The 11,317-nt window shown below is 72.1% G+C and carries 9 protein-coding genes; 6 read left to right on the top strand and 3 right to left on the bottom strand.

Features of this window, described 5'->3' with window-relative positions; genetic code table 11:
* Window positions 1-138 (bottom strand): 1-deoxy-D-xylulose-5-phosphate synthase N-terminal domain-containing protein (locus FF100_RS32510; RefSeq protein WP_139040177.1); only part of this gene is annotated, 138 nt, incomplete at its 3' end.
* A gap of 539 nt (window positions 139-677) precedes the next feature.
* On the opposite strand from FF100_RS32510, the gene FF100_RS32515 reads away from it, so the two are divergent.
* The 3 genes from FF100_RS32515 (at window position 678) to ettA (ending at window position 3,731) form a co-directional block, all read left to right on the top strand.
* A complete protein-coding gene (locus FF100_RS32515; protein ID WP_139040178.1) occupies window positions 678-1,553 on the top strand; it encodes a DNA/RNA non-specific endonuclease in 876 nt (291 codons plus the stop codon).
* Window positions 1,554-1,566: 13 nt separating this feature from the next.
* Window positions 1,567-1,839, top strand: coding sequence for a hypothetical protein (locus tag FF100_RS32520; protein ID WP_139040179.1), 273 nt, complete (start codon window positions 1,567-1,569; stop codon window positions 1,837-1,839).
* A 239-nt stretch (window positions 1,840-2,078) separates the two neighbouring features.
* Complete coding sequence (gene ettA / locus FF100_RS32525) at window positions 2,079-3,731, top strand: energy-dependent translational throttle protein EttA (protein ID WP_048426435.1); 1,653 nt, start codon at window positions 2,079-2,081, stop codon at window positions 3,729-3,731.
* Between the two features lie 225 nt (window positions 3,732-3,956).
* On the opposite strand, the gene FF100_RS32530 is transcribed toward ettA, so the two are convergent.
* Window positions 3,957-5,189, bottom strand: a complete 1,233-nt coding sequence (locus tag FF100_RS32530; protein WP_171070422.1) for a polysaccharide biosynthesis/export family protein — start codon at window positions 5,187-5,189, stop codon at window positions 3,957-3,959.
* Window positions 5,190-5,851: 662 nt separating this feature from the next.
* Here FF100_RS32530 and FF100_RS32535 point away from each other — a divergent pair.
* Window positions 5,852-7,222: a capsule biosynthesis protein gene (locus tag FF100_RS32535; RefSeq protein WP_139040180.1), complete on the top strand. Its 1,371-nt coding sequence runs from the start codon at window positions 5,852-5,854 to the stop codon at window positions 7,220-7,222.
* A 99-nt stretch (window positions 7,223-7,321) separates the two neighbouring features.
* Here the strand turns inward: FF100_RS32535 and FF100_RS32540 are convergent, their stop codons facing one another.
* On the bottom strand, window positions 7,322-9,178 hold the full coding sequence (locus FF100_RS32540; protein WP_246102641.1) for a capsular polysaccharide biosynthesis protein: 1,857 nt from the start codon (window positions 9,176-9,178) through the stop codon (window positions 7,322-7,324).
* Window positions 9,179-9,554: 376 nt separating this feature from the next.
* On the opposite strand from FF100_RS32540, the gene FF100_RS32545 reads away from it, so the two are divergent.
* Entirely contained in the window at window positions 9,555-10,328 is a 774-nt protein-coding gene (locus tag FF100_RS32545; RefSeq protein WP_139040182.1) for an SDR family NAD(P)-dependent oxidoreductase, read from the top strand.
* 129 nt (window positions 10,329-10,457) lie between these two features.
* A complete protein-coding gene (locus FF100_RS32550; RefSeq protein WP_139040183.1) occupies window positions 10,458-11,306 on the top strand; it encodes a formyl transferase in 849 nt (282 codons plus the stop codon).
* Window positions 11,307-11,317: the final 11 nt, after the last annotated feature.

Consider the following 11,317-nt stretch of genomic DNA (forward strand, 5'->3'; position numbering starts at 1 on the left):
GCCGCCGGTGACCGAGACGGCGTCGATGGTCTCGGTGCGCAGCTCGGCGGCGAGCTGCGTCAGGTCGCTCTCGGGCAGCTGGCGCAGGTCCGCGGGAACGCGGACGCGGTCGAGGAGGGGAAGAACCAGTTCGGACACGTGGTGACACTCGCTCATTCGAGGGCGGACCCCGCCGGGCGTCGCGGCCCGGGGTCCTCGCAGATGGCGGCCGTTATACCGCAAGCCGCCGATCGCGCCATCGGCGCCTCGCAACCGCTCCGGTTGCGGCTGTGCGCAGCAGAACAACTCCCAAGAACATCCTGAACTCACGGTGAATTTCGGCGGCGGCGCGACAGCTGCGAGGGGATGCGTTAGAATGGCCGGACGCGGCGCGATCTCGCCAATACGCATCCCCACGGAGGTCCGATGAGACAGCAGATACCGGTGCGCGGGTTCATCCTGGGCATCCTGCTGACGTTGCCGGGTCAGGCGCGGGCGGTCCCGCTCTACCCCGCCCTGGACCCCGCCTGGCTGCCGCACTTGGCCCCTTGCGCGCCCGCCGACCGTACCTGCGACATCGTCTCGCGGCGGCGGGCTCCCGTCTGCGCCTGGCGGCGACGTCCGACGCCGGAGGGCCCGCGGCGGGTCCGGATCTGCGGGTAACCCACACCGTGAGGCGACCTGCGAAACCGTTCGCGATGTCCTCGTCCCGCGGCGCCGGCCTGCTGCTCCTGCTGGCCTTGCCAGCGCCGGCGCTGGCGCGCAGCTGCCCGGAGCATTTCGCCGGCGGCACGCTCCCGGTGCTGACCAATCCGCGCCTCTCCGCCGACACGACGCTCCTGTGCTACCAGGCCTTCGCAATCCTGTATTCGGGCCTCTCGCGCACGCCCCTCTACGCCGCCGAGCACATCACCGCCGCCCAGGTCGAGGCCGCGCGCCGCGTCGACCGGGTCGATGCCTTCCACGAGGAGGAGCAGCTGCCGGAGGCGGCCCGCTCCGAGCTCTCGGATTACGCCGGCAGCGGCTGGGACCGGGGACACATGGCGCCGTCCGGCGACATGCCGACCCCGACCGCGCAGGAAGAATCCTTCAGCCTTGCCAACATCGTGCCGCAGAACCCGGACAACAACCGCGGGCTCTGGGCCGGAATCGAGAGCAGCGTCAGGGCGCTGGCGATCGCGCGCGGCGACCTCTTCGTCGTGACAGGGCCGCTGTTCGAGGGCGCGAGCGTGCAGTCCCTGCGCGGCCGGGTGCTGATCCCGACCCGGCTGTTCAAGGCGGTCTACGACGCCAATCGCGGCGAGGCGGCAGTCTACCTGTCCGGCAACGCCCCGGGCGATGCCTGGGAGGCGATCTCCCTCGACCAGCTCGCGGCGATCGGCGGCCTCGTCGCCTTCCCGGACCTGCCGGACTCCGTCCGCCGCCGCATCATGCCGTTGCCCGAGCCGAAGCGCGACGAACATGCCGGCGGCCCGCGCAGCCGCCGCGAACCGGGCTTCCTCGACTGGCTCACGGCTGAGCTGCGCCGCGCCGCCCGTCGCGCCTGGCGCGACCTCCTCCGCTCGCTGTTCTGACGAGACATCCTGCATGCCCGCGCACGCGAAGCCCGCCTTTACCCCCTTCGCCGACGACGAGGCGGTCCAGACCCTCGGCGGCCTGACCCTGGAGAACGGCAAGGCCCGGATCGCGCTCCACGGCGCCCTCGATTTCGCGCGGGACCGCGAGAGCCTGGGACGGGCGAGGGCGCTCGCGGAGACCCTGGCGGCGATCGTGGCGGCGCTGGAGGGCGAGGCGGACCTGCCCGAGCGCGCAGAAGAAGCCCGGGTGGCGACGCAGGAGGTCAAGAACCCGTTCGGGTGAGACGGCAGGCCCGGGGCGCCCTCGCGCCGCCTTGCACCCCCCCGGCGGCCCTGGTAAGCGCGGGAGCACTCCCCATTCCCACGCGCGGCCGCCCGCGCCGGCGCCCGGCGGCCTCGATCGTCTTCCGGGAGCCGGCCTGAATCCGGCAAGGATCTCTCGGCAAAGATCTCCCGGCAAGGATCTCCCGGCAAGGATCTCTCGGCCGGACCGCGCGCCAGAACCCGAAAAGGATCACCGCCATGGCCCGTGAATTCATCTACCACATGCGGGGTCTGACCAAGACCTATTCCAGCGGCAAGAAGGTGCTCGACAACGTGCACCTGTCCTTCTACCCGGACGCCAAGATCGGCGTGCTCGGCGTCAACGGCGCCGGCAAGTCGACGCTGTTGCGCATCATGGCCGGCATCGACACCGAGTTCAACGGCGACGGGTTCGTGGCCGAGGGTGCGCGGGTCGGCTACCTGCCGCAGGAGCCGCAGCTCGATCCCGACAAGACGGTCCGCGAGAACGTGATGGAGGGCGTCGCCGAGTCCCAGGCGATCCTCGACCGCTACAACGAGCTCGCGATGAACTACTCGGAGGAGACGGCGGACGAGATGACCCGTCTCCAGGACGAGATCGAGGCCAAGGGCCTGTGGGATCTCGATTCCAAGGTCGACCAGGCGATGGACGCCCTGCGCTGCCCGGGCGACGACGTCGCGGTCGCGACCCTGTCGGGCGGCGAGCGCCGCCGCGTCGCGCTCTGCCGCCTGCTGCTGTGGCAGCCGGAACTGCTGCTCCTCGACGAGCCGACCAACCACCTCGACGCCGAGACCGTGGGCTGGCTCGAAGGCCACCTGCGCTCCTATCCGGGCGCGATCCTGATCGTCACCCACGACCGCTACTTCCTCGACAACGTCACGAGCTGGATCCTCGAGCTCGACCGCGGCCGGGGCATCCCCTACGAGGGCAACTACTCGTCCTGGCTGGTCCAGAAGCAGAAGCGCCTCGCCCAGGAGGGCCGCGAGGAGGAGTCGCGCCAGCGCACCATCGAGCGCGAGCAGGAATGGGTCTCGGCCTCGCCGAAGGCCCGCCAGGCCAAGTCGAAGGCCCGTATCGCCCGCTACGAGGACCTCGTCGCCAAGGCGCAGGAGAAGGGGCCCTCGACCGCCCAGATCGTCATCCCGATCGCCGAGCGGCTCGGCAACAACGTCATCGAGTTCGACCACCTGGAGAAGGCCTTCGGCGACCGGCTGCTGATCGACGACCTGTCGTTCAAGCTGCCGCCGGGCGGCATCGTCGGGGTGATCGGCCCGAACGGCGCCGGCAAGACCACCCTGTTCCGGATGATCAACGGCCTGGAGACCCCCGACAAGGGCGACATCCGCGTCGGCGAGAGCGTCAAGCTCGGCTATGTCGACCAGTCCCGCGACGCGCTGAACCCCGACGCGACCGTCTGGCAGGAGATCTCCGGCGGCAACGACATCCTGTATCTCGGCAAGCGCGAGATCAACAGCAGAGCCTATTGCGGCGCCTTCAACTTCAAGGGCTCCGACCAGCAGAAGAAGGTCGGCGTCCTGTCGGGCGGCGAGCGCAACCGCGTCCACCTCGCCAAGATCCTGAAGAGCGGCGCCAACGTGCTGCTGCTCGACGAGCCGACCAACGACCTCGACGTCGACACCCTCCGCGCCCTGGAAGAGGCGCTGGAGGATTACGCCGGCTGCGCGGTGATCATCAGCCACGATCGCTGGTTCCTCGACCGCATCGCGACCCACATCCTCGCCTTCGAGGGCGACAGCCACGTCGAGTGGTTCGAGGGCAACTTCGCCGATTACGAGGCGGACAAGAAGCGGCGCCTCGGCGTCGATTCCACCATCCCGCACCGGATCAAGTACAAGAAGTTCAGCCGCTGACCGGCGGGACAGGGGCGGCGTTCCGGCGCCGCCCCCTTCGATGAGGTTCGGACAATAAAAAAAGGGCCCCGCGGGGCCCTTTTTCGTGTCCTGAGACCGCCGCGCCGTCGAACGGATCCGTTCGACGGCGCAAGGCAAGCCCGAACGGGCGCCGGCGCCGATGCGCCGGACGCCACGGCATCGACGTGCGATGCCAAGGCGCGAGGGCATGATCCGCCCTGGCCCCTACCGGGTCGCCGAGTACAGCGAGGCGCCGGAGGCGATCGGCGAGGTGACGGTGGAGAACACGCTGAGCACCTTCTGGACCTCGGTGAAGGGCGCGTTCGAGACGTAGACGAGGTCGCGGTTGCGCATCCGGAACGCCTGCGAGACGAACAGGCTGTTGGGGTCGCGCATGTTGATCCGGTAGACCACCGGCACGAAGTTCGAGGAGACGAGCGGGCTGTTCGGGCGCAGGCGGCGCACCACCGAGGCCGGCTCGAACCGGAACACGAACACGCCGGCCGGGTCGGCCTGGAAGTCGCGCAAGCCCCCGGACTTGGCGAGCGCCTGGGCCAGGGTGATGCCCTCGGCGGAGAACGGGATCTCGAAATTCGCCCCCGTCGCGCCGACCGCCAGGAAGGTCTGGGGGTCGCGCACCAGGGTGAGGGTGTCGCCCGGACGCAGGAAGATGTTCTCGCGCGGGTTCGAGACCACGGCGGTGAGCGGCACCGTCGCGGTGGTGGAGCCGCGCGACAGCCGCACGAAGGTCTCGTTGACCGGCGCCGAGACGCCGCCCGCCGTGGCGATGACGTCGAGCAGCCGGTCGCCCTTCTCGGTCAGCGGCACGCGGCCGCCGCCGAGATTCGAGACCGGCCCGCCGCGGCTCGCCGCCGCCAGGCGGGCGCCGCCGCCGGCTGCCGCCGCCTCGCCCAGCACCGTGACGCTGGTGCTGAGCGGCGAGTTCACGGTGAGGAGCACCTGCGGCTGGATCGCCTTGCCGGCGAGCTCCTGCTCGATCTGCGCCTGCACGTCCGGGGCGCGCTTGCCCGCCACCTTGATGCGGCCGGCATAGGGCACCGAGATCGTGCCGTCGCGGGCCACGATCTGCTCGGGGATGCTGGAGGATTTCGAGCCGGTGGACATGCCCCCCATCATGGGGGCGGAGAACAGGCCGCCGCTGCCGGCCTCCCAGATCGTCACCGTCACGGCGTCGCCGACGCCGATCACCGGCTGCACCGACGGGCGCCGGTCGCCGAACGAGGCGAGCAGGCTGTCGAGGGGCCGGCCGCGCAGGGCCTCGACCACCGCGGCATCGACGTCGACGATCTCGTAGCGGGCGAGCAGGCCCTGGTCGGTGGCGATGTCGGCGCCCTCCGCGACCGCGCTCGCCGTCGGGCCGGCCGCAGGCAGGAAGCTGCTGCACCCCCCGATGAAGCAAGCGGCCACCAGGACCGCTGGCATACCGACGCGCACCATGCACCACCCTCCGACACCACAAGGGGGCCGTCGGCCACGGCCCCTCCGGTCTTCACTCCATCGATGCCGGCCGCGACCGGACCGGCATCCGCCGCACCGCTCGAGCCGGCGCGCAGCCGCGCGGCCGTACCGGCCACGCTTCGCCATCCTTCCTCTAGCACCCCGGATCGCTACGATCGAATGAACGGGGCGCCGCGGGAGCCGCGCGATGCATATGCGGCGCGTGTGTTGCACGGGACCCACGGCGGTGGGCCCGGCGGTGAGGCCGTCGGCCGCAAATGCGTCGCGAGCGTGGCGGTGGACCCCGTCACCCGTGGCGCGGATGCATCGATCGGTGCGCCGGGATGTGAATCACGGGCATGACCCCGGAATCTCCACGTTCCTGCCCAGATCGCAGGCCTAATGGCGGCGGTCGGCCGGATCGTCGGCCCTGGCATGACGCATCCGCGACACGGCGATTTCTCGCGAGTGTTGCAGACTTGCCATTGCCCGTCCGGGACCGGCCGATACTGTCCGCCTCGTCAGCGGCACGCGCGCGGTTCGCGCGCCCCGAATGTCCGTCCGGGCAGGCTGGCCGCAGCCTGCTCGGGCCTTCGCCGTCCCAGGGCCCGCCGGCAGATCGTGATCGGCCGCCGGCTCCCGCCCAGACCCGAGGTGTGCCCGTGAGAGCTGATCCCGCGCGAACCGTCGAGCCGAGCCAGCAGGAATCCCGCGGCGACCCCCGGTCGTCCGCCCGTCCGGGCCGGCGCCAGGTCTTCCTGTTCCTGCAGGGGCCGATCACGCCGTACTTCGCCCGGGTCGCCGATGCCCTGGAGGCGCGGGGCCACCGCTGCCTGCGGGTGAATCTCTGCTTCGGCGACTGGATGTTCTGGCGCCGGGCCGGCGGGGTCAATTTCCGCGGCACCCGCGAGACCTGGCCGGCCTTCATCGCCGACCTGATCGACCGCGAGGGCGTGACCGACCTGATGCTGCTCGGCGAGCAGCGCTACTACCACAAGGTCGCGGTCGCCGCCGCCAAGGCCCGCGGCCTGAACGTCACGGTGACGGATTTCGGCTACCTGCGGCCGGACTGGATCACGCTGGAGCGCGACGGCATGTCGGGCGACAGCTGCTTCCCGAAGGATCCGGACGCCGTGATGGCGCTCGCCGCCCAGGCGCCCGAGCCCGACCTGGTGCCGCGCTACCGCGACAGCTTCCAGCTCCAGGCCGTCTGGGACATGGCCTACCACCTGATGAGCAACTGGCTGTGGTGGCTCTATCCGGGCTACAAGTCGCACCAGGTGCACCACAATGCCCTGATCTATCTCGGCACCGGCCTGCACATGCTGCGCGCCAAGCGCACCGGCCCGCGGGTCGACGCCCTGGTGCGCCGCCTGCGCGAGGCCGGCACGACCTACTACGTGCTGCCGCTGCAGATGGAGAACGACTTCCAGCTGCGCGCCTACTCGCCGTTCTTCGACCTGAAGACGCCGATCCACGCGGTGATCCGCTCCTTCGCCGAGCACGCGCCGTCCGACTCGCGCCTGCTGGTCAAGATCCACCCCCTCGATCCCGGCATCCGCAACTGGGCGCGGATCGTGCGGCGCTCGGCGGAGAAGTGGGGCGTCTCCGACCGGGTCAACTTCGCCGATGGCGGCGATCTCGGCGCGATGTTGGACGGATGCCGCGGGGTCGTCACGGTCAACAGCACCGTCGGCCTGTGGTCGATGCGCGCCAACAAGCCGACCATGACGCTCGGTGCTGCGATCTACGACATCCAGGGCCTGACCTACCAGGGTGCGCTGGAGACGTTCTGGACGCAGGCCGAGCCGCCCAGCCGCGCGCTGTGGGACGCCTTCATCAAGGCGATCGTCGCCAACATCCAGATCCGCGGCGTCTACTACAAGGCCGAGGGCATGGCGGCCGCGGTGGAGGCCACCGCCTCCCGCCTCGACCTGACCCAGGGCGCCTGGCTCGAGGTCCGCTCCCGAGCCCGCACGATCCCCGATGCCGGCGACGACCTGCCGGGCCTCGAGGCGCTGCAGAACGCCTGACCCGGACGGGCGCACGGGACGGGAGACCAGACGGGGCCGAAGAACGGCCCCGTTTTCATGTCCGGCGGCCCGGGCAGCGGAGCCCGGGCCCGGACCCGATCACCCCCGCCGCAGCACGCGGCGCCAGATCACCGACCAGACCTGCTTGAGCACGGCCTCGGGGGTGCGGGCACGGCGCGCCAGCTCGGGGTCGCCGGCGGCGAGGCGCTGCACCAGCACCTCGGGCGGGCAGGGCAGGCCGGTGCGCGGATCGAGGTAGCGCGGGTAGAGGATCAGGGCGGCGGCGACCAGCTCGTCGAGGGTGAGGCGCCGGGTGCGCCGGGAGCAGCCGGGATCCTCGGTCAGGCCCCAGCCGGCGTAGAACGGCAGGCCGTGGGTGGTGACCGGCTTGCCGCGCAGGAGCGCCTCGAAGCCGATCAGCGAGGTCACGACCTCGACCTTGTCCGCCGCCTCGATGGCGTCGATCGCCGAGACGTCGCGCAGGACCACGTCGGCATGGGCGGCGAGCTCGTCCGGCGGCACCCAGCCGGGCCGCAGGCCCGCCTCGACGTCGGGATGCGGCTTGAAGGCGATCACCGCATCGGGGTTGCGCCCGCGGGCGAGGCGCAGGAGCGCGGCATTGCCCGAGACCGTCGCACCGCCGAGGCGGATCGAGGCGTCGTTCTCGACCTGGCCGGCGACCAGCACCACCGGGCCCGGCCGCGGCATCGCCGGCATCGCGGCGCTGCCGACATTGTACTTGCTGACGCGGGCCTCGATCACCGCCTCGCGCAAGGCCGCGGCCCGGGCGAGGAGGTCGGGCGGGAAGGACCCGGTCTCGAGCAGGTGCTCGAGATCGCTCGGCCCCGTCGCGTCGTAGTAGACGCCGGCGGCGTCGAGGACGTGCGAGGCGCCGGGCCGCAGGGCGACGCCCAGCCCGATCGAGCGCAGGAAGCCATCCTCCATCCGCAGGAGCGGCACGCCGGCCTCGCGGCAGGCCTCCTCGGTCCCCGCCGGCATCCGGCTGGCCCAGGTCACCACGCGCCGGACCTCCGCCAGCTCGGCCGATGCCAGCGGCGCGTCGCCCCGGCGCACCACGGGGCGGTGGCCCGGCGCCGACAGGGTCCGGGTGATCCAGTCGCGCTTCCAGGCCGAGAAGCCGACGCAGAGGGTCGGCACCGCGTTCTCGCGCCAGCGCGACGCGACGAGGTCGAGGACCGCCACCGCATCCTCGAACCGGGTCGGCGCCCCCGTATAGGGGTCGAAGTAGCGCGAGCAGACGAGGTAGGCGGCGGCGAAGACTTCTTCCGGCTTCCGTCGGCGGGTGCGCCGGGGCAGGTGGAGCCGGTCGTCGGTGAAGCTCCAGCCGGCATAGAAGGGCAGGCCGAAGCAGGTCACCGGCGTGCCCGCGAGCGCCGCCTCGAAGCCGGCATGGGCCGAGACGACGTAGACCCGGTCGCTGTCCTCGGCCACCGACCAGGCGGTGACCGGATCGCCCACCAGGCGGGCGCCGGCGGCCTCGGCGGCGGCGGCATCGATGTGGCCGCGCCGGCCGATTCCGGCGGCGGGGTCCATCACCACCAGGCGCTCGGCCTCCGGCGCGTCGGCGGCGGCCGCCGCCAGCATCGCCGTGAAGGCGCTGGCCCCGGCCAGGCCGAAGCCGACCGTCGGGTCGCCGACCGCCTGATCGACGATGACGATGCGTCGGCGGCCGGGCACGCGCGCCGGCAGGTCGCGGCGGCGGGGGTCGTTGTCGAGGCTGAGCCGTCCCGCACGCAGGCGCGCGATGCCGGACCGGGCGCGGGCCATCAGCTCGTCCGATTCCCAGCCGCCCTCCTCGAGCATCACCTCGAGCTCGCTCGGCGCCGTGGCGTCGTAATGGATCCCGAGCCCGTCGATGATGTAGCTCAGGGGACGCTCGGCCTGGGCGTCGCCGAGACGCAGGAAGCCTGCGTCCCAGCGGTCGCTCAGGCGCACCCGCCGCGAGGTCGGCTCGCTGCCCAGGCGCCGCGAGCGCCGAGGGCCGGGCCCTTCCGACTCCGACGGCATCCGGGGCCACAACCGCTTCAGCTTGCCGCGATCCATCCGCCTCTCACTCACTGCGGACCGTGCCGCCCCGGCCATGCAACCTGGAGCAGGGGCCGTTCCACATCACCCCGACCCCGTCAAGCACGCCCGCCGCGCGCGGGGGAGCGGGTCCCGGTCGGTCGGGCGTCTGTCCCGCATCGGTCTTCGTTACAGTCGTTCTGATTTTTCCGATCCCACGGCAACCGGATTTTTTCGCGCCCCGGCCTGAGCGCCGTGCTACAGGCGCGGCCGTGCCGCCGTGGTCCGATCATCCGGGAGCAGAACCATGCCCGTCATCCTGATCACCGGCGCGTCGAGCGGCATCGGCGCGGCCCTGGCGCAGCATTACGCCGCCCCCGGCACCACCCTGGTGCTGAACGCCCGCGGGCTTGAGCGCCTGGAGGCGGTGGCCGATCTCTGCCGTCGCAAGGGCGCCGCGGTCGAGGCGCGAGCCCTCGACGTCCGCGATCGGGACGGCGTGCGGGCCTGGATCGACGACGTCGCCGGGCGGCTCGGCCTCGACCTCGTCGTCGCCAATGCCGGGGTCAATGGCGGCCACCCGGAGGGCGGGCTCGAGACCGAGGACACCGCCTTCCTGGTGCTCGACGTCAACCTGATGGGTGCCCTCAACGTCGCGCTGCCGGCGGTCGCCCGGATGGCGGCGCAGGGCCGGGGCCAGGTGGCGCTGATCTCCTCGCTCGCCGCCTACGCGCCGCTTCCCGACGCCCCGGCCTATAGCGGCACCAAGGCGGCGCTGCTCGCCCACGGCCTGGCTTTGCGCGAGAAGCTGGCGCCGACGGGCGTGCGGATGAACGTGGTCTGCCCCGGCTACGTGAAGACCGCGATGGGCGCGGATTACGAGGGCTGGCGCCCGCTCGAGATGAGCGCGGAGGCCGCCGCCCGGCGCATCGCCAAGGGCTTGGCCCGCGACGAGGCGGTGATCGCCTTCCCGGCGGCCCTGGCCGCGGCGGCGCGCGGCGCCGCGCTGATCCCGGAATCCTGGCGCCGCCTCGGCATGCGCGGCTTCAGCTTCAAGATGAGCGAGCGCCAGCAGCGCTAGGGCACCCGCCCCGATCGCGCCGCTGCGGACGCGGCTCCAGATCTTTGATGGTGCCGCGTCGTCTGCGACGAACCGGCACCCGCTTCGTCGAGGAAGCGTTCTCAGTCCGGCTGCGAAGAGGTCACCCCGGTGCGGATCGCCCTGTTCACCCTCGAATCCCTGCCCAACGCCCGGGCGGTGCGCCGCTTCGTCGCCGACAACGCCGCGCGGATCGCCTTCGTCGGCCTGTCCGATCCCGAGCGGCCGAGCACCGGCGGGCTGACCGGGCAGGTGCGGCGCCACCTGATGCGCTCGGGGCCCGGCTTCCTGCCCTACCTGGCGGTCAATTTCGGCCTGCCCGACCTCGTCCGCGGACTGGCCCCGGCGACCCAGGCCCTCGCCGGCAGTCGCGACGTGCCGGAGGCGACGCCGCTGCGCGCCCTGTGCCGGCGCCTCGGCCTGCCGCACGCCACCATCACCGACGTGAACGGGCCGGAGGTCACGGGGCAGCTGCGCCAGCACGGCGCCGACCTGATCCTGTCGTTCCACTTCGACCAGATCTTCGACGCCGCGACCCTGGCGGCGGCGCCGGGGGGCGGACTCAACGTCCATCCCTCCTTGCTGCCGCGCCATCGCGGCCCGGTCCCGACCCTGCACGCCCTCCTGGAGGACGAGCCGGATTTCGGCGTCACGGTGCACCGGCTGGCCCCGGCGATCGATGCCGGCGGCATCCTCGCGCAAGCGCCGGTGGCCCTGCCCGCCGACGTCACCGCCACGCGGGCGGCGGTGCTGCTGCACGAGGCCGGACGGCCGCTGCTGGAGGGGGTTCTGGCGCAAGCCGAGCGGGCGGGTGCGCTGCCGGAGGGGCGAAGCGTCCCGGTCCTGCCCTATTGCGGCTTCCCGACGCGGGGCCAGCTGCGCGACCTGAAGCGGCGGGGCAGGCGGCTGGTCGATGCCGGAGACCTGCGCGAAGCGCTGAGCCTGTCGCTCAGGCCATGACCGGGCACACT

Origin of the sequence: Methylobacterium terricola (assembly GCF_006151805.1) — a bacterium.
In the GTDB taxonomy this organism is placed as follows: Bacteria; Pseudomonadota; Alphaproteobacteria; order Rhizobiales; family Beijerinckiaceae; genus Methylobacterium; species Methylobacterium terricola.

Excerpts from the sequence above, each read along its gene's own strand:
- FF100_RS32515 (WP_139040178.1), top strand. The coding sequence starts at position 678 with ATGTCCTCGTCCCGCGGCGCCGGCCTGCTGCTCCTGCTGGCCTTGCCA.
- FF100_RS32520 (WP_139040179.1), top strand. The coding sequence starts at position 1,567 with ATGCCCGCGCACGCGAAGCCCGCCTTTACCCCCTTCGCCGACGACGAG.
- ettA (WP_048426435.1), top strand. The coding sequence starts at position 2,079 with ATGGCCCGTGAATTCATCTACCACATGCGGGGTCTGACCAAGACCTAT.
- FF100_RS32530 (WP_171070422.1), bottom strand. The coding sequence starts at position 5,189 with ATGGTGCGCGTCGGTATGCCAGCGGTCCTGGTGGCCGCTTGCTTCATC.
- FF100_RS32545 (WP_139040182.1), top strand. The coding sequence starts at position 9,555 with ATGCCCGTCATCCTGATCACCGGCGCGTCGAGCGGCATCGGCGCGGCC.